Annotated in this window: 15 protein-coding genes and 1 pseudogene; 7 read left to right on the plus strand and 9 right to left on the minus strand. The window is 59.7% G+C overall.

Features of this window, described 5'->3' with window-relative positions; translation table 11 throughout:
* Positions 1-2 precede the first annotated feature (2 nt).
* Entirely contained in the window at positions 3-1286 is a 1284-nt protein-coding gene (ilvA, locus tag HMPREF2724_RS04345) for a threonine ammonia-lyase IlvA (protein WP_061923404.1), read from the minus strand.
* 219 nt (positions 1287-1505) lie between these two features.
* Between ilvA and HMPREF2724_RS04350 the strand changes: the two genes are divergently transcribed.
* Complete coding sequence (locus tag HMPREF2724_RS04350; protein WP_070587331.1) at positions 1506-3425, plus strand: choice-of-anchor I family protein; 1920 nt, start codon at positions 1506-1508, stop codon at positions 3423-3425.
* 101 nt (positions 3426-3526) lie between these two features.
* The gene (locus HMPREF2724_RS04355) at positions 3527-4027 is read left to right on the plus strand and encodes a hypothetical protein (RefSeq protein WP_061923410.1); all 501 of its coding nucleotides are present in this window, start codon (positions 3527-3529) and stop codon (positions 4025-4027) included.
* Positions 4028-4113: 86 nt separating this feature from the next.
* Here HMPREF2724_RS04355 and HMPREF2724_RS04360 read toward each other — a convergent pair.
* Together HMPREF2724_RS04360 and dnaE are read right to left on the minus strand one after the other, a co-directional pair.
* Positions 4114-5150: pseudogene (locus HMPREF2724_RS04360) on the minus strand (cobalamin-independent methionine synthase II family protein).
* 130 nt (positions 5151-5280) lie between these two features.
* Complete coding sequence (gene dnaE / locus HMPREF2724_RS04365) at positions 5281-8853, minus strand: DNA polymerase III subunit alpha (protein WP_070433287.1); 3573 nt, start codon at positions 8851-8853, stop codon at positions 5281-5283.
* 100 nt (positions 8854-8953) lie between these two features.
* On the opposite strand from dnaE, the gene rarD reads away from it, so the two are divergent.
* Positions 8954-9820, plus strand: coding sequence for an EamA family transporter RarD (gene rarD / locus HMPREF2724_RS04370; protein ID WP_062038271.1), 867 nt, complete (start codon positions 8954-8956; stop codon positions 9818-9820).
* Here the strand turns inward: rarD and HMPREF2724_RS04375 are convergent.
* The 4 genes from HMPREF2724_RS04375 to lspA form a co-directional block, all read right to left on the minus strand.
* On the minus strand, positions 9817-10080 hold the full coding sequence (locus HMPREF2724_RS04375; RefSeq protein WP_070587334.1) for a permease: 264 nt from the start codon (positions 10078-10080) through the stop codon (positions 9817-9819). The two genes, rarD and HMPREF2724_RS04375, sit on opposite strands and share 4 nt — an antisense overlap.
* Positions 10081-10154: 74 nt before the next feature.
* Positions 10155-10670 carry a hypothetical protein gene (locus tag HMPREF2724_RS04380; RefSeq protein WP_246815028.1) on the minus strand — a complete coding sequence of 172 codons (516 nt, stop codon included), beginning with the start codon at positions 10668-10670 and terminating at the stop codon, positions 10155-10157.
* Between the two features lie 56 nt (positions 10671-10726).
* Positions 10727-11650: an RluA family pseudouridine synthase gene (locus HMPREF2724_RS04385; protein ID WP_062038263.1), complete on the minus strand. Its 924-nt coding sequence runs from the start codon at positions 11648-11650 to the stop codon at positions 10727-10729.
* On the minus strand, positions 11634-12161 hold the full coding sequence (gene lspA, locus HMPREF2724_RS04390; RefSeq protein ID WP_061923430.1) for a signal peptidase II: 528 nt from the start codon (positions 12159-12161) through the stop codon (positions 11634-11636). Before lspA ends, HMPREF2724_RS04385 begins: the two co-directional genes overlap by 17 nt.
* 33 nt (positions 12162-12194) lie before the next feature.
* On the opposite strand from lspA, the gene HMPREF2724_RS04395 reads away from it, so the two are divergent.
* A complete protein-coding gene (locus HMPREF2724_RS04395) occupies positions 12195-13154 on the plus strand; it encodes a hypothetical protein (protein WP_070587335.1) in 960 nt (319 codons plus the stop codon).
* A gap of 40 nt (positions 13155-13194) precedes the next feature.
* Here the strand turns inward: HMPREF2724_RS04395 and HMPREF2724_RS04400 are convergent, their stop codons facing one another.
* Positions 13195-13839: a WKL family lipoprotein gene (locus tag HMPREF2724_RS04400; protein WP_070456004.1), complete on the minus strand. Its 645-nt coding sequence runs from the start codon at positions 13837-13839 to the stop codon at positions 13195-13197.
* 168 nt (positions 13840-14007) lie between these two features.
* Here HMPREF2724_RS04400 and HMPREF2724_RS04405 point away from each other — a divergent pair, with 168 nt between their 5' ends.
* Complete coding sequence (locus tag HMPREF2724_RS04405; RefSeq protein ID WP_061923439.1) at positions 14008-14925, plus strand: asparaginase; 918 nt, start codon at positions 14008-14010, stop codon at positions 14923-14925.
* Positions 14926-14927: 2 nt separating this feature from the next.
* Here HMPREF2724_RS04405 and HMPREF2724_RS04410 read toward each other — a convergent pair whose 3' ends face one another.
* Positions 14928-16355, minus strand: coding sequence for a DNA polymerase IV (locus tag HMPREF2724_RS04410; protein ID WP_070456020.1), 1428 nt, complete (start codon positions 16353-16355; stop codon positions 14928-14930).
* 168 nt (positions 16356-16523) lie between these two features.
* Between HMPREF2724_RS04410 and HMPREF2724_RS04415 the strand changes: the two genes are divergently transcribed.
* Together HMPREF2724_RS04415 and HMPREF2724_RS04420 are read left to right on the plus strand one after the other, a co-directional pair.
* Positions 16524-17165 (plus strand): GntR family transcriptional regulator, encoded by a 642-nt coding sequence (locus HMPREF2724_RS04415; protein ID WP_070456005.1) that lies wholly within the window; start codon positions 16524-16526, stop codon positions 17163-17165.
* 131 nt (positions 17166-17296) lie between these two features.
* Positions 17297-18481 (plus strand): MFS transporter, encoded by a 1185-nt coding sequence (locus tag HMPREF2724_RS04420; RefSeq protein ID WP_061923445.1) that lies wholly within the window; start codon positions 17297-17299, stop codon positions 18479-18481.
* The last annotated feature ends 155 nt before the right edge of the window (positions 18482-18636 follow it).

The following is an 18636-nucleotide window of genomic DNA, read 5'->3' on the forward strand; positions in this document are numbered from 1 at the left end:
ACCTATGCCACCAGAAAGTCATATTCGGCAGTGCCTGGATGCAGCTGTTGGACGTGAATCTTGGAACTTTCCATGCGCTCAAGCAGTCCGTTCAGGTCCTCTGCACGCCCCAGCTCAAGTCCCACCAAGGCAGCCCCAGTCTCACGATTGTTTCGCTTCAAGTACTCAAACAGCGTGATGTCATCATCCGGGCCCAAAATATCCTGCAGGAAATGTCGCAGCTGGCCTGGTTCCTGCGGGAAATTAACCAAGAAGTAGTGCTTCAAGCCGCGATGCACCAGCGAGCGCTCCATGATTTCGGCATAGCGCAAGACGTCATTGTTACCGCCGGATATCACGCACACCACCACGCTGCCTGGCGCTAACTCCAGCTCGCGCAGACCTGCCACCGAAAGCGCGCCGGCGGGCTCGGCAATGATGCCCTCGTTCTGATACAACCCCAGCAGCTCGGTGCACACAGCGCCTTCAGAAACGCTGTCCCAGCGCACGCGCTGCCTATTTGCCTGCAGGATCTGAAAAGGCAACACCCCTACTCGTTTAACTGCAGCGCCGTCGACGAAGGGATCAACGCTTTCCAAGGTCACCGGCTCGCCTGCCGCGAATGCCGCGCTAAGCGACGCCGCGCCCTGCGGCTCAATTCCCACCACCTGGGTGCGCGGGGACATGTCTGCAAGATAAGAGGTAATTCCGGAGATCAGCCCTCCCCCGCCGACGGGAACCACCATGGTATCCAGGGACTTGCCCTGTGCTGACAGTTGCGCAAGCACCTCGGCAGCGACGGTGCCTTGCCCCGTAACGGTGTCACGCGCGTCGAAGGGCTCGATGAAAATGGCGCCGTGCTCGGCGGCGTCGGCATGCGCGGCTGCGGCGGCCTCATCGAACGTGGAACCGGTGACCACCAGCTCCACCATGTCTGCCCCATGTACCTTAATGCGGTCGCGTTTTTGCTTCGGAGTAGGTTCTGGGACGAAGATTTTTCCTCGAATGCCCATCGAACGGCAAGCATAAGCTACGCCTTGCGCATGGTTTCCGGCCGAAGCTGTCACGATGCCGAGACGGCGCTGCTCCGCCGAAAGGTTTGAGATGCCATACAGCGCGCCGCGGATTTTATAAGAGCGCACGTCTTGCAGGTCTTCGCGCTTGAGATAAACTTCAGCGCCTATTTCTTGGGAAAGGCGCGGGCAATAGTGCAGGGGTGTGGGAGAAATTTCCGAGCTAATTCTCGCCTGTGCCATCTGAATATCGGAGGCATGGATCGGTGAATAAGCAGCGGAAGTTTCAGTCATGCGCCAAGTTTAGCGTGTCCGCTACCCCGCGAGATGCGATTATCTAATAATCGACCGGTTTATGGGAAGTTCACTCAGAACTTTCTGGAGAGTTAGCTGAAGTTAGCATGCGGATAACTTTCTCCAGCGAAGGTATTCGATGGTTTTCGCTGCGTTTTCTCGCACGAATTATCTCTCTTTCCTACTCTCTTCCTACTTTCTTCAAGGAATTCACAACTTATGTCTCAAGCTCCCCGTTTTTCTCTCCGCCGGCGCGCCACCGCAATGTGTGCGGCCCTTGTGACCAGTTATTCGCTGGTTAGCCCCGCGCATGGCGCCATCGTGGCGAAACCGGTAGAAGAATCTGCCGCCGACGCCGGAATCAAACTCACCCCGCTGGGCACCTACGAGTCCGGGGTGCATGGCGAATCGGCCGCGGAAATCGTGGCCTTCCACGCCGCTTCCCAGCGCATCCTGACCATCAACGCGGTATCGGGTGAGGTCGATATCCTGGATGCTTCCGACGCCGCGCACCCGCGCAAGGTTTCTACCGTCTCCGCTGGCGGCGACAAGGAAATCAACTCCGTCGCCGTCCGCCCTGATGGCCTTGCCGTCGCAGCTGTTCAGCAACAAGACAAGACCGAGCAGGGCGAGGCTCTCTTCTTTGACGTCAACTCGGGCGAGGAGTTGGGGCGTATCACCGTCGGAGCACTGCCGGATAACGTACACATCACTGCTGATGGCGCTTACGCTCTGCTTGCCAATGAGGGCGAGCCTTCTAACGAGCTCAACGCAGCTGGCGATGACTACCTAAGCGATCCGGAGGGTTCCATCTCCGTCATCGCGCTGCCGCAGGATGTCGCAGCGCCGACGCAGGCAGATGCTCGCATCGCTGATTTCCGAGCTTTTGATAACACCCCGCTTCCCGCAGGCGTGCGCGTGTTTGGCCCGGAGGCACACGATGCTAAGCCTTCCATCGACTTCGAGCCGGAGTACATCACCTCCGCCGAGGGCAAGGCCTACGTGAGCCTGCAGGAAGCAAATGCCATTGCGGTCGTTGATATCGAATCAGCAAGCGTGGAAAAAATTCTGCCTGCCCACATCGCTGACCACTCCCAAGTAGCCCTCGATACCTCCAACAAAGATGACGCCGCTGAGCTGCGCACCCTGGGGGTTAAGGGCTTGTCGATGCCGGATTCTATCGGCGCTTTCCAAACCAACGGTCAAACCTATTTCGCCACCGCAAACGAGGGCGACGCCCGCGAGTGGGGCATCGATGAGAAAGATGGCGGCACGGGTGTCTACTCCGAGGAGGCCAAGCTGAAGGACCTCATTGAGGCAGGAAAGGTATGTGAGGGCGCGCTTGGCGACGCCAACCTCGACGAGCTTGCCAGCAAGAAAGTCGCCGGCAACCTGAAGGTCACCACGGCTTCCGGCTGGAATGCGGACAAAGAATGCTTCGATACGGTCTATAGCTTTGGCAGCCGTTCCTTTTCTATCTACGACGCCGCCGGCAATGTTGTATTCGATTCTGGCTCCGAGTTCGAGAAAATCAGCGCCAAACTGCATGCCGAAGGCGTCTTAAACCACAACGCCGACAATGAGTCTGCGGAGTTTGATGATCGCTCTGACAATAAGGGCCCGGAACCAGAGGCACTTGCTGTTGGCAAGGTTGACGACAGGACCTACGCATTCATCGGCGCCGAGCGCCTCGGCGGCATCTTTGTCTACGACGTCACCGACCCCACAAATGCTAAGTTCACCACCTACGTCAACAACCGTGACTTCAGCACCGATGAATTTTCCCAGGCCGGCGACCTAGGCCCTGAGGGCTTTGCGTTCGTGGACAAGAAGGACTCCCCAACCGGGCGTTACATGCTTATCGTCGGCAATGAGGTCTCCGGCACGACCACCACCTACGACATCGAAGACCTCACCTCGGCAGACGATCCCGCGCGCGCCTCTTCCGGGGCTTCGTCGCAAGGTTCTTCCCTGAGCTCGACCGGAAGCTCCGTGCATGGCTCCTCCGTGGGCGCGGCGCTGAGCATCTTCGCTTTAATCGCAGCGGTGGTGGGCGTGGCCTTCACGCCGGGCCTACGTGACCAGGTTCTCGGCTTCCTGCCTGGACATCTGCGCTCTGAACTGGAAAAATTCTTCTAGTAAAATTTTAGGCTCTTGATTCGCGCGAGCTTGCTACGGTAGATGAGTTATTAATTGCCTTCACTGGCTCCCGCGCCACACTCCAAGGAGAACTAATTCTCATGCGTCTTTCCACCACCATGGTCGCAGCTTGCGCCACCGGTCTCGCTCTCATCACCCCTGTCGCCGCAAACGCCGCTCCAGCTGCTCCCACGCCAGAACTATCCGCTGAATGCCAGGCCCAGGTAGATAAGGCTGTTCAGGACCACAAGGATGCTGTTGAGGCCGGCACCGCGGGTTCTTCTTTCATGGGCCCACAGGAGCTGCTCAAGGGAATCCTCAGCGGCTACGGTTCCTCCGGCATGCCGGCAACCCCGCCATGCGTTGCTGCAGAAAAGGACGCCGCCGCTAAGGCCAAGGAAGAGGAAAATTGGTCAAAGATGCCGGAGTGGGCACAGTCCGCTCGCCCATCTGAGGAGACCAAGGAAGTCTTCGCTTGGGTCTCCATCGCCCTGACCGGCGTCGCTACGGTTGTCCAGGTCCTCGCAATGGTTGCTAAGGCTAACCCGGCCATCCTCGAGCCGGTCAAGCAGATGCTGCGCAACGCAGGCGTCAAGTTCTAAAACCTTAAAGAAGCGGCACGCGCTCCTCACTTTCGCGGGGTAGGGCGCGTGCCGCTTTTCGTATGTGGAAGACCTATTCAGAAGGACTAGAACAGTTCGCGGGTGGCGAGCTCGGCGCCATCGACAAGCGCTTGTAGCTTTGCCCACGCAATCTGATAGTGCAGACGCCCACCCAGGCCGCAGTCAGTCGAGGCCACGACGTTTTCCGGGCCTACCAGCTCGGCAAACTTGATGATGCGATCGGCCACGAGCTGCGGGTGCTCCACCGCATTGGTGGAATGCGAAACCACGCCCGGGTAGATGACGGTTCCCTCCGGCAGCTTGTGGTCCTGCCACACGCGCCACTCGTGGGCATGGCGCGGCGAAGCGCCCTCGAAGGAGAAACCACCGACCTTGGCCTGCAGAATCTCTTCGATGATGTCACCGAACGGGATGTCGGTGACATGCGGTCCATGCCACGATCCCCAGCAGATGTGCAAGCGGGTCTGCTCGCGCGGGATGTCCTTGATGGACTCGTTGAGCACCGCGATGCGCTCATGCAGGAAAGCCTGGAAGTCAGCCACTGACGGCTCCGGCACCACGCTATCCCAGGCCTCTGCCAGGTCAGGGGCATCGAACTGAACAGTCAGACCAGCATCGGTGATGGCCTTGTACTCCGCTTTCAGGGCCTCACCGCAGGCGCGGACCAGGTCGATGTCTTCCTCATAGAACTTGTTGGGAAGGCGCGCCGCCGAGCCCGGCGACAATGCCGCCACGAAGCCGTTGCTGGCCCCTGCCTTGCTCATCGCCTGCTTCAGCAAAGAAACATCCGCATCCACCTGGTCATGGCCAATGTAGGTCACGGGACCGGTGAACTCTGGGTTCGCCACCTTCTTGCGACCGGTAAAAATGCCCGAGTCAGGGTCGTTATAGGCCTCCGCGAAAAGCGCTCGGTCACGGCGATCCTTCATCGAAGAAAGGCGAATCTTACCTGGCGCTTTACGACGTCGTCTACCGAGCGCTCCAGGATCTCGTGAAAGGCTTCGTCGCTAATTTCTCCGGCAGAACGCTGAAGGTTAGCCTCCAGCAGTTCCTCCGTACGCGGCAGCGAACCCACGTGGGTAGTGCGAATCTTGTTGACCATAAGTGCGTGTACCTCCGATTTTTCACTTCTAGACTGTGCTGTCTAGATTAACCGAAGGCTCCACGCGCGTTAAGGCTTTTGGCGCTTTAGATTCACCTGCTAAGTTCACCCATTAAAGTCACGCGGCCGTCTAGCCCAGAATTCCGGCACCCATCGTGGCCTTCAAGTCACCCATCAGGTTGCCCGAACGCTCCACGCGCAGGTGTTCGCCAAGGACCATCATGGTGGACTCCGCGCCGTCGACAAGCGTTAAGTACACATCCGACTCGCCCTTGTTGTTGACCAGCACCTGCTTGAGCTTGGCGATGTTTTCCATCGTGCACTGATCCGTGCGCATGGTAAGGCGCAGCGGCAGGCCCGCTCCCCCACCTGGCCCCAAATCCGGCACCCGGATATCGGAGCAGAACAGGGACATACGCTCGTCACGAATTTTGACCTGTACTTTGGCCAAAATGATGTTGTCTTCCGCAATCTGCGGGGCCACCAGCGAATAGACCTGGTTGAATACCAGAATATCCACCTGCGCGCCGTTGTGGTCTTCCATATTCACGATCGCCCACGGAGAGCCATCACGCTTGGAAAAGCGCCTGTCAACGCCCGAGATGATGCCGCCGATGACCAGCTCCTGGCCGTTTTGAACCTCGCCGGAGAGAATCTTCGGCAGTGGCGTATCCGTCTGCGACTCAAGTGCTTCCTCGAAACCGTCCAGCGGATGGCCGGAGACGTAAAGACCCAGCATCTCTCGCTCCAGGGCGAGCTCATGCTTGCGCTCCCAGTTGTCGTCCGGGATATCAATGGCGAAGGCAGAAGCCACTTCAGATTGCTCATCGCCGCCGAAGCCAGCAAAAAGGTCGAACTGCCCCTTGTCCGCTGCCTTCTTCGTGGTCTGCACGGCATCGACTGCATCCTCGTGGATGAGCATCAAGCCCTTGCGCGGGTGCTCCATGGAATCGAAGGCGCCGGCCTTGATGAGCGATTCCGTCACGCGCTTGGTGCAAGCGGTCAGCTCAATCTTGTCGAGGTAATCCGAAAAAGAGGTATATGCGCCCTTTTCCTTGCGGGTCTTGACGATGGACTCCACCACTTCCGAGCCGACGTTACGGATAGCGCCCATGCCGAAGCGAATATCCTCACCGACCGCCTGGAAGTTCTCCACAGACTCGTTGACGTCGGGCGAAAGCACCTTGATGCCAAGGTGGCGGCAATCGGAAAGATAGATAGCGGACTTATCTTTCTTATCGCCCACCGAGGTCAGCAGCGCTGCCATGTACTCCGGCGCGTAGTAGGCCTTGAGATACGCGGTCCAGAAGGAAACCAGGCCGTAGCCTGCGGCGTGGGACTTGTTAAACGCGTAGGAAGCGAAGGGCTCAATCGTGCCCCACAGCGCATCCATGGCGTCCTTGGAGTAGCCGTTTTCCTGCATGCCGCCCCAGAACTTGTCGTACTGCTGGGCCAGGACTTCTGGCTTCTTCTTACCCATGGCCTTGCGGAAGCCATCTGCCTCACCAGCGGTGTAATTGGCTACCTTCTGGGAGATACGCATGATCTGCTCCTGGTAGACGATAAGACCATAGGTCTCATCGAGGATCTCACGCAGCGGCTCCTCCAGCTCGGGGTGAATCGGCGTGATTTCCTTGCGGCCGTTCTTGCGGTCCGCATAGTCCCAGTGTGCGTTAACGCCCATCGGGCCCGGGCGGTATAGCGCCAGCGACGCGACGATGTCTTTAAAGCCCGTCGGTTTCATGCGCTTAAGCAGCTCCTGCATGCCGCCGGAGTCCAGCTGGAACACGCCCAGGGTCTCGCCGCGGGAAAGCAGCTCGTATACCTTTGACACGTTAGGGTCGTCGGCGTGGATTTCCTCCAGTTGGATTTCCTCGCCGCGGTTTTTCTTGATGTTTTCTAGGCAATCGCCGATGACTGTGAGGTTTCGCAGTCCCAGGAAGTCCATCTTCAGCAGGCCAATGGCCTCGCATGCCGGGTAATCCCAGCCGGTAATATACGCGCCGTCGGCAGGCCTTTGCCACATCGGAATGTGGTCCATCAGGCGCACGGACGCCATAATCACCGCACAAGCGTGCACACCGGCCTGGCGGACGACGCCCTCGAGACCACGCGCGGTCTCATAAATCTTCTTGACGTCCGGGTCCGTCTCAATCATCTGCCGGACCTCGGTGGCCTCTGAGTAGCGCTCGTGCTCCGGGTCCATGATGCCCGATAGCGGAATGTCCTTCGCCATGATGGCAGGCGGCAGCGCGCCGTTGATGCGGTCAGCCATCTGGAAGCCTGGCTGGCCAAAGTGCACTTTCGCGGAGTCCTTGATGGCCTGCTTGGTCTTCACGGTGCCGAAGGTAATCACCTGCGCGACCTTGTCCTCGCCCCAACGATCGGCGGCGTACTGAATCATCTCGCCACGGCGGCGGTCGTCGAAGTCGATATCAATATCCGGTGCGGATGGACGCTCCGGGTTGAGGAATCGCTCGAAGAGGAGGTCGTGCTCAATTGGGTCAATATTCGTGATGGTAAGCGCGTAAGCCACCAGCGCACCTGCCGCGGAACCACGCCCCGGCCCCACGCGAATGCCCACGGATCGCGCATGCTTGATGAGCTCGGCCACGATGAGGAAGTAGGAAGGATAACCCTTCATATCGATGACGCTGATTTCATACTCAGCGCGCTTCACGTACTCCTCCGGCACCTCCTTGCCCGGGAAGCGATCCTGCAGGCCCTCCATCACCTCGTGGGTCAGCCAGGAAGTTGGCGTGTGACCTTCCGGCACGTCCGCAATCGGCATGCGGTCGTGGGTATGCTCCTCCCAAATCTCGCCGTAGTCCTGTACGCGTTCGGCGATCCACAGGGTGTTATCGCAGCCGTCTGGAATCATGTCATCCCAGATCTCACGCATCTGCGCTGCGGATTTGATGTAGTAACCGGTGCCGTCAAACTTGAAGCGATCCGGGTCCATGAAGGTCTTGCCGGTCTGCACACACAGCATTGCCTCATGCGAGGGCGCCTGGCTTTCCAGCACGTAGTGGCAGTCATTGGTAACAAGCGGCGGCAAGTCCAGTTTGCGGCCGATTTCCAACAGGCCGTCACGCGTGCGCTTCTCGATGTCGAGCCCGTGGTCCATGAGCTCCAAGAAGAAGTTGTCCTTGCCATAGATGTCCTGCCACATCGCCGCAGCCTCCAGCGCCTCGTCGAACTGCCCTAAGCGCAGGCGAGTCTGGACGTCGCCAGACGGGCAGCCGGTGGTGGCGATGATGCCTTCTGCATGCTCTGCGATGAGCTCGGCATCCATACGCGGCCACTTACCCAATTGGCCCTCATAAGAAGCCAGCGAGGAAAGCTTGAACAGGTTTTTCAGGCCCGTCGCGTTTTCCGCCAGCATGGTTTGGTGCAGGTAAGCACCCGATGCGGAGACGTCGTCGCGCTTTTGATCAGGAGTGCCCCACAGCACGCGCTTTTTGTTAAAGCGGGACTCCGGCGCCATGTAGGCCTCAATGCCGATGATGGGTTTCACACCCGCGCTGGTCATCCTCTTATAGAAAGCGTTAGAGCCATACATATTGCCGTGGTCGGTCATGCCCACGGCCGGCATCTCCTGGCGCACCACCTCATCGGCGAGCATGTCCACCTTGGCCATGCCGTCCAACATCGAGAACTCGGTGTGATTGTGAAGGTGAACAAAGGAGGAGTTTTTCGCCATGCGGGTTAGTTTAGCGGGCGCGTCAAACCCCGACGCCGCGCCGAAAATACTGACAAGAATTCTTCGCAGTTTCGGCTGCCAACGAGTACATTATTTCCCGATGATTTACACCATTGCTGCCTATCTCATGTGGGGCTTCTTCCCCGCTTTCTTCCCGCTTTTGCTGCCAGCGAGCCCGCTGGAGATTCTGGCGCACCGCATCGTGTGGACTGCCGTGCTGGTTACCGGTTTCCTTTTCCTCACCGGCGGTTGGCGCGAGTTACGGGCGTTTAGCGCACGCACGTGGGGATGGATGCTCGCGTGTGGTGTGGCCATTACGGTCAACTGGGGCACTTACGTCATTGCGATTAACTCCGGGCATGTTGCCGACGCCGCGCTGGGCTACTTCATCAACCCGCTTGTTTCGGTGGCGCTCGGCATCATCTTCTTGAAGGAAACGCTCAACAAGGCGCAGGCGGCATCGGTTGGAGTGGCCTTCATCGCCGTTATCTGGCTGACGTTTATGACCGGCCAGGCACCGTATATCTCCCTGGCTTTGGCGTTTAGCTTTGGCATCTACGGCCTTATGAAAAAGCGCATCCACGTCTCCTCTACTGGTTCGGTGGCGGCGGAGACCATCGCGATGCTGCCGGTGGCAATCGGCTACCTGGTCTGGCTAACCTTCCAAGGCCAATCCACATTCGCCAGCGAAGGCCCCAGCCACATTGTGCTTCTGATTGCCTCCGGCCTGATCACCGCTTTGCCGCTGCTGTGCTTTGCCAAGGGCGCCAAACAGCTACCGCTGGCCACAGTGGGCATGCTGCAGTACATGACCCCTATCATGCAGATGCTCTGGGCACTGTTTGTCAATCACGAGCACATGTCCACCGCCCGCTGGATTGGCTTTGGCATCATCTGGGTGGCGGTTATCATCTACCTCGCGGATCTGGTCCGCACGCGCCGCGCTTCCCGACGCCGCGCCCGCTAACGCATCTCTTTCCGCGCTGCCTTTGCTCGGCGGCGCCTTTCTTTTTCTTCCCGCGCATCAAGCGCCCAGCGCGGCATCTGAAAAATCATAAACAAGCAATAGACGGCCACGAAGGCACAGATGCCAATCGAAAGCGGCTCACCGGAAGTAAAAAACAGAAACCCCAGCCCAATAAGACAGACCCCCAGCCCCGCCCACACGGCAATGTAGGCAAAGCGGTAGTTCGGCATCCAGGCGCTGGTATCGGCAAAAATGCGCATCTTTATCCTCTTCTGTGTTCCTTCTTCCGGTTCTTTTGCGAGCCCTTTCGCGAGAGCCCGTGCTTGAGCATGCACTAGTACTGCAAGGAATTTAGGGGCCGGACGCCAAAGCTGCCCCAGGCGGCGTCGGCAGGCGCGGGTTCTACTGCAGCAACCAACTCGTTGCCGGCAATCTCGCGCAGGCTATCGCCATCAGCCCAGACGATGACCGCATCCACCTTCGACGGCACATTCGCTTGGCCTACTCCCGCATAGGAATCGCGCAGGCGCTTTATCTCCGTATCGATAACGCCAGCGCGGTCTGCTCCTGCAGTAGGCTCCGGCACTGCCAAAGGTGCCGCCATCCCTAAGATGATGGCGCTCATGCGCGGGGCCGGCTGCGCCAGAGCGGCGACCTGCTGCGAGTTCAATGACTCGTCAAAGCTGACCAACGCATATGACGGTTCATCGGCAGCAGCAAGCGCATCTGCCGCCCGCGCTATGTATTCCTCCCGCGACTCATTATCGGGGCCTAGCTGATCCCCCTGCAGAGCCACCGTCGACTTGGTACCGAAAAGCCCAAAGCACAGCAGGATGAATAGAACAAACATTACTGCCATAACGCCCGCTGCTATCCGACGCCGCCGATAAATCTCCGGTGGATGCCTCATCCGCGTAGTTCCTCCAGCGCAAAGCGCAGATCATCCGGATACGGCGCCGACACCTCGAAGTACTTGCCCGTTCCCGGGTGGGCAAAGCCCAACGTCACCGCATGCAGCCACTGCCTAACCAGCCGCAGGCGCTTGGCCAGGTTCGGATCGCAGCCATACATGGGATCGCCCACGCAGGGATGCCCCGTTGCCGCCATGTGCACGCGAATCTGGTGGGTGCGCCCAGTTTCTAGGTGTACCTCGAGCAGGCTGGCCTCGCGAAAGGCTTCAAGTAGCTTGTAGTGGGTCACGGCGTGCTTGCCATCGTCTACCACCGCAAACTTCCAGCCGGAGGAGGGATGGCGGCCAATCGGCGCATCGATGGTTCCCACAATCGGGTCCGGGAGGCCCTGGACCACCGCGTGATAGGTCTTGGTCACGGTGCGTTCTTTAAACGCTGCCTTCAGCTGCGAATAGGCGCGCTCACTTGCGGCCACCACCATCACGCCCGAGGTGCCGACGTCAAGGCGGTGGACGATGCCCTTGCGTTCGGTAGGCCCGGCGTCGGCAAGCTGGTAGCCCGCCGCGCGCAAACCGCCGATGACTGTGGGGCCTTCCCAGCCCAGCGTCGGATGCGCTGCCACGCCCACCGGCTTGTGCACGCAGATGACATCGTCATCGGCATAGAGCACATCCATGCCCTCGACGAGTTCTTCCTTCGGAATCAGCGGCTCCTCCGGCGCGGGCATCATGACGTCAATCCAGCCGCCTGCCTCCAAGCGGTCGGACTTGGCTACCGCAGCACCGTCCATCTCGACGTCGCCAGCCATGCACAAATCCGCAGCCTTTGCCCGGGAGATACCGATGAGCTTGGCCAAGGCGGCGTCGGCACGCATGCCCTCGAGGCCTTCTGGAATCGGAAGTCTACGACTCTCGCGCATCGCCACCTGCCTTTTCTGCTTGCTTCTTTGTATCTTCCAGCAACATCGCCACAATGAATACCACTACGCCGCAGGTAATCGAGGCATCCGCCAGATTAAATACTGCGAACCGTCCCACGGAGATGTAATCCACTACATGACCAAACCAAAAGCCCGGCTCGCGGAAGAGTCGGTCGATGAGGTTACCCAGCGCGCCGCCGGCGATCATGGCTAAGCTCACGGCCTGCCATTTGTCCTTCATCCGCGGCGCCGCGATAGCCACGCCCACGACGAATGCCAGCTGAATGGTGGTAAACAGCCAAGTACTGCCCTCGCCGCCCATAGAAAAGGCCGCGCCGGGGTTAAACAGAAGGTAGAAGCGGAACCATCCGCCGATAATATTCATCGGCTCCCCCTCAGTGAGGATGGACAGCATTATTTGCTTTACTGCTTGGTCAATGACGGCCACCGCGGTAACTACCGCGGCCATCAGCCCAACGAAACTCCTTCTTTTTTGACTCACCCAAGTCATTCTAAACACCCGCTTCCGGTAATTTGGAATGCTGTGTTCCGTGTTAAAGCTTTAGCCACCGTTTCTGTCCTCGCGCTCGCCGCCTCACCGCTTAGCGCCTGCTCCTATGAAAAGCCTGCGCCAACCGTTGAGCAGCCGGTGGGCCTGCCAATCGACGCCCCGCGTATCACCGTCGAATCCGCAGGCAGCGGAGAAAAGCGGGTGCTTTCCTACCACGACATCGATGCCGAGCAGAAAGTCACCTATTCCGTAACCGAGGGCTTTAGCCAGGACCTGATGAAGTCAACAGCTGCCAAGGACTTCAATGCCTCCAAGATTAAGGCGGCCACCACGACGCTGCCGCTAGAGGCCAGCGTCGATGAGGCTACCGAGAACGTCGAGGGCCAGCTGCCTGCTACCCGCAACGTTTTTGCCACCAGCGGCACGCCGGAATACTCCGGGGATGCTGATGCTTCCTCCGGCGAGGGATTCCAGTTTGGCTGGCGTGCCGAGGACTCGGGCCAGATGTCTTCGCTGCGCTTGGCCGCGCCGCAAGACGGCACCGACGAGGCCCGCGGCATTACTGAACAGGCCATCATGAAGCTGACTTCCCTACCTGTAGTCTTCCCGGACGAGGAAATCGGCAAGGGCGCAAAGTGGTCAGTGGAATCCCGCGTGGCCGGCGAGTCCACTTTGCTGCAAACCGCAACTTATACGCTGGATGAGCAGGACGGCGACGTCGTCAAGCTCAGTGTTTCTGTAAAGCAGCGCCCATCCCTGGGCGCGCTGTCTTTCGAAGGGCAAGCCGCGGGCACGGAGCTGGCTGATAAAGAGCTCAAGGTCATGGACTCCACAACCGATTCCTCTGGCCAGCTGACCGTGGACCTATCGCAGCCGCTGCCAACCGACGGCGAGGGGGCCATCGACACCAAAATCACCTACGGCGCCGACTCCTCCGACCTGCGCGTGGTGCAGTCCACCACCACAGATCTGAAGTTCTCCCCAGCTAAGTAGTTCCCGGCTTCGAGTTTTAGCTCTTCTTTTCTAGCGCTTGTTACTGCGCCGGCTGCTCGGCTGGCGCACCTTCTGCCGGCTGCTCGGCGGGTTGTTCTGCCGGAGCGCCCTCTGTTGGCTGCTCGGCCGGAGCGTTTTCTGCCGGCGCACCTGCAGCGCCGCCTGCGGTATCCGCGCACATCGGCGGGACTTGCTCTGGCGGCACGATGTTGGAAACCAAGATGCAGGCCCAGTTCTTCGACAGCTTCCAGTCGCCGTTTTCGAAGACAAACTCAACCTGGTCTGCGGTCTGGCCCTGGCCATCCGGGGTAGAGAAGTTAACGGTAGCCAGCGCGGATTCTGGGCTGTAGCCCGGCAGCACTGGGTCGACGACCTCAAAAACTGCGCCGGACTCTGCCTGGGAGGCTGCCATGACGTCGAAAAGCTCTGGCGCCTCCTCGGAGCCTTGCACGGTCTTGGTCTTTTCCTCGACCGGCACGTTCGGGTCGGTGGCCTTGGTCAGGATGGCGTTGAGGGCAGCTGCATCCGGAATCTCAGTGGAGGCAATTGAGGTCTCCTCTGCACTCGAGGACTTCTCAGCAGATGATGGTTTAGCCTTGTCAGCTTCATCGGAAGAAGAGCAGGCAGCCAAAGCGGTAGCAGCACTAACGGCCATGAGAGCGGCCCCGAGCTTGGTGAACTTCACTTTTTCTCCTCACGTTGGGTGGCGCGACTTCGCATCTTAGCGCACGATAATTGTCGCTTTTCTTCACACCACATTACCCACGCCACTTCCATTTCCGTGCGCCCCGCGCCCACCAACACCATCTTTTTCGCTACTAATACCCCGCCGCTAATCGCTAGGGTGGAGTCCATGACTATCGCGCTTATCGCCACCGGCGGCACCATCGCCTGCACCGCGGCCGCGGACGGCTCGCTCATTCCAACAGTCACCGGCCAGGAACTGGCCCGTAGCCTTTCGGCAGACATTGAAGTCATCGAATTCCGCCAACTCGACTCCAGCTCCATCACCTTGGCGGATCTCGATGAGCTGCTCGGCACCGTCCACGTGCAACTCACCCGCACCGACATCGACGGCATCCTCATCACCCATGGCACGGATTCCATGGAAGAAACCGCCATGGCGCTTTCCATTTTTGATCCGGGCACAAAGCCCGTTGTTCTCACAGGCGCGCAGCGGTCTTTCGATCATCCCGGAGGCGACGGTCCGCGCAACCTCCACGACAGCCTGCACCTCATCGAGCAAGGAACCCCCGGTGTTTATATCCAGTTCGGAGGCATGACCATCCCGGCGCGCGGGGCACGCAAGAACCACACCTTTCATCTCAACGGCTTTGAATCGATGCCCGTTGGCGAATCCAATCTCTTTCCCCTACCGCTTGCCCCACTCGCACCACACCCGGTTGCCATCCTTGCCGCGTACCCCGGCGCTGACGCCACGCTTGTCGACGCCGCCATTCCCCACTTTTCGGGCCTCGTCATCGAGGCGCTCGGTTCCGGAAACATGGGCGAAGGTATGGGCGAAGGCGTAGCGCGCGCACTCGAAGCAGGCCTTCCCGTTGCCATCAGCACCCGCGTGCCCTACGGCACTACTTCCCTCGCCTACGGCGGCTCCGGTGGTGGTGCAACGCTTGCCGATAAAGGCGCGGTTAGTGCTGGCGCTTTCCGCCCCGGTCAAGCGCGAATCCTTCTCGCCGCCGCCCTCGCCACCGGCACTCCCGTCTCCGAAGTTTTCGCCGCCAAAGCAGCGCCGAAACAATACTCGCGCTAGCTTTACACAGCGCCTGACTCAGTGCCTGGTTCAGCATCCGGATCAGCGTCCTGCGCAAACCACTCCGGCCATACCAAAGAATCAAGTGGGTCCCCGGGCATTAGATCCGGATCATCAGCAGCAAAGGATTTGGTGCGGCCGGGGCCTGTCGCACGCGTTTCAAACCGCACGCTGACCACACCGTGACCGGCGCCCTGAATCCAGCCGTGGCCATAATCGGGATGATAAACGTCTTGCGTTGCCCGCCACGTGCTATCGGGTTCGTCCTCGATGCTTACTTCCACGCGCCCCTCATCAAGTGCGTTGTCCGAAACTCCGGCCTCGTAGTCATCGTCCGCTTTACTCGGCGGGCGCACCACCACGCGGTCCAGCTCAGGAAAGAGTACGTCTTGGCGCGCGGCCTCCAAGCCCGAATAGCTCACGCCCACCAAACGAATCGGACCAAGCTCATCGGGATAGCGCGCGAGCTTGAATGCCGTTGCTTTTAAGGTTTCCACATCATCCGTGGCATAAGGAAGCGTGGCCGAGCGCGATTCGATGTGGAAATCTGCCATCCGCAGTTTGACGGAGACGGTGCGGGCACCGCGGCCGTCGCGAAGCAAGCGCCGATGCGCGCCCTCCGCCGCCCTCACAATCGCAGCGTCTACCTCCGCTACCGTGAGCAAATCCTTAGGATAGGTATGCTCCGTGGAAATCTGCTTGGCCACTGCGCGCGGGGCCACCGCCCTGTCGTCGATGCCTTGAGCGAGCTTCCACAAACCCACACCAATCGTCGCGCCTAAAGAAATCTCCACTTCTTTTTGCGACATCGCCGCCAGCTGCCCGATGGTCTCCACACCGATAGCCGCGAGCTTCGTCCTCGTTACAGGCCCTACGCCCCACAGCTTTCCCACCGGCATGGGGTGGAGAATCTCCAACTGTTTTTCTGCTGGAATCACAAACGTGCCGTCCGGCTTCGCCTCCCCAGAACCAATCTTGGCAAATTGCTTACCCGACCCCGCCCCAATCGAACTCGGCAGGCCAGTCTCCGCACGAATCAGCTCCCGCAGGTTATCTGCCCATTCTTTTACTTCTTCTGGGCTCGCGCCGATCAAAGCTTCAGGCTCCATAAAGGCCTCATCAACGGAAAGCTGCTCTATAACTCCCACGTGTTCCGCGAGAATCTTAAACACTCTTTTCGACGCCGCCGAGTACACCACGTGCCGCGGCTGCACCACCACTCCGCGCAGACCAACCAGCTGCTGGGCGCGGAAAGTGGGCATAGCTGAGTGGGCGCCGAACGCGCGGGCCTCATAGGATGCGCCCGCCACGACGCCGCGCCCGCCGACGCCCGCGACCAACACCGGGCGCCCACGCAAAGTGGGCCGGGTCAGCTGCTCGACGGACGCGAAAAAAGCGTCCATGTCGATGTGTAAAACCCAGCGTTGCATGCGCCCCATTTTAGAACATGCGTCCTAAATGTCATGCACTGCCCAGCTTTCTAGCATGGAAAACACGCGAAAAGTCTCGCAGATCTCATAAAGCACGAAGGTGATCACCGCCTCACGAATAGCACGATTTTTTAGACAACGCCCGTGGCTTGTATGCAAGATGAATGCATGTCAAATGCAAGCACACCAGCCGCCGAGCGCGCCTATGAATGGGTCAAGCGTGCAATCATCGAAGGTGACATTGCCGAATCCGAGATGCTCTCCGAGGCAGTCATCGCCTCAGAGCTCGGGATGAGCAGGACTCCCATGCGCGAGGCCTTCCTCCGCTTGGAAGTTGAGGGCTTTTTGAAGCTCTATCCCAAACGCGGCGCGCTAGTGGTCCCGATCAGCCCGCGCGAGATTCGCGAGGTCTACGAGGCGCGCCTGCTTGTCGACGCCCACTCCGCCCGCCATATCTGCGCCCTCCCCGCCGCAGAGCGCGCCGTCATTGCTGATTGCCTCGATGCGATCATCGCGGAACAAGACGCCGCGCTCAACGCCGGTGATCTGCGCACATACGCCCACCTCGATGCGCGTTTCCACCAGACCATCATGGACAACGGCGGAAATAGCCTGCTTGCCCATCTCGGTCACACACTGCGCGAGCGTCAGCAGCGCTTCACAGCCACGGCAATTGGCCGCAATGTGGAGCGAGCGCGTGGCTTCGTCGCCCAGCACCGCCTGCTTGCCGAAGCCCTCCGCCACGGCAACTACTCCACCTACCTCACCGAACTCGAAGACCACCTGACTACTTCTAGGAATCAACTGTGAGCACTCAAACCTCAACATCCACATCGTCGCTTTCCCCTGTGCCCGCGACTGAGTCCGCGCCTAGCGCATCGCCGGGGCCGGAGGGGTTGCCTTCGTTTAGGCCTCATTCGTGGTTTCCCGTCGCCGGTTCAATGGTGGCGGTCGCGTGGGGCGGCAACGAGTTCACCCCATTGTTGGTGATGTACCGCGAGACTTCGCACTTTTCGCAGGTGACCGTCAACGGTTTGCTCGCGGCTTATGTCTTAGGAATCGTCCCCGCGTTGCTTGTGGGAGGCCCGCTATCCGACCTCATCGGCCGCAAGCCTACTCTCCTGCCGGCCGCGCCTTTGTCGCTGCTGGGATCTTTCCTGCTGTCCATCGCTCCGCATGAGCCGCTTATCATCGCGCTAGGTCGCGTGCTGTGTGGCATGGCGCTGGGCCTTGTTATGGCGGTGGGTTCCACGTGGATTACCGAGCTTGTCTCCCGGGCTGGAGGGGACCCCGCGGCCGGTGCAAGAAAAGCTTCGCTGTGCCTTACCATCGGATTCTTGGTAGGCGCCGGAATTGCCTCGGTACTGGCGCAATGGGGACCTTGGCCCACGCATTTGGCTTATATCCTGCACATTCTGCTGACTCTCGCGACTGCGGTTTGGCTGACGTATACTCCGGAAACTCGTGAGCCACGCCACGGTACGGTAAAGACCACCATCTTGGAGCTGAAGGTTCGCGAGATGCTCGAAATGCTGCATATCCCGGCCGCCGCTCACAAGCGCTTCCTGCGCGTGGTCGTTCCCGTTGCCCCGTGGGTATTCGGATGTGCCGGTGCCGCCTATGCCTTGCTCCCGCAGTTGCTCGCCACGTCTGCGGGGCAAACGCCCATTGCGTTCTCCGGCCTCATGACCGTCATTACTTTGGGCTGCGGCGTTGGCGTGCAAATGCTCGGACGCCTCATCGATACCCATAAGTCCGCCCGAGCATCCGCGATCGCCATGGCGGTTATTACGCTCGGGGCTTTCGTCGCGGCCTTCGCAGCGCAGACGTTGTCGCTGCCTTTGGGCATCGCCGCTGCCGCCACGATGGGCGCTGGCTACGGCCTCGCCCTTGTCGCAGGACTCTCCGAGGTCCAGCGGATCGCCGGTGAAGAGGAGCTGGCAGGCCTCACCGCCGTGTACTACTCCATCTCCTATACCGGCTTCTTCATCCCTATGGCGTTTAGCGCGCTATCGGCCTACATCGGATTTACGAAGCTTTTCATCATCGGCAGCATTTTGGCCATTTTGTGTCTAATCAACGTCACTATTGCCTGGCGTGCGCACCTGCCCGGCGCACAGCGCTGACTTTGCGCACTGTGGCCTAAATAGTCACCTCCGCATCAAGAAAGGCGAATTCATAGTACCCATGCGCCGCGAGACGATTTACCTTCTCGCGGCTGCCCACAGACAATGCCAAATGATTCCACCCAGCCGAAGCTAGCCGCTTTTCATGGCCTGGT

Source organism: Corynebacterium sp. HMSC071F07 (assembly GCF_001810285.1).
In the GTDB taxonomy this organism is placed as follows: domain Bacteria; phylum Actinomycetota; class Actinomycetes; order Mycobacteriales; family Mycobacteriaceae; genus Corynebacterium; species Corynebacterium simulans.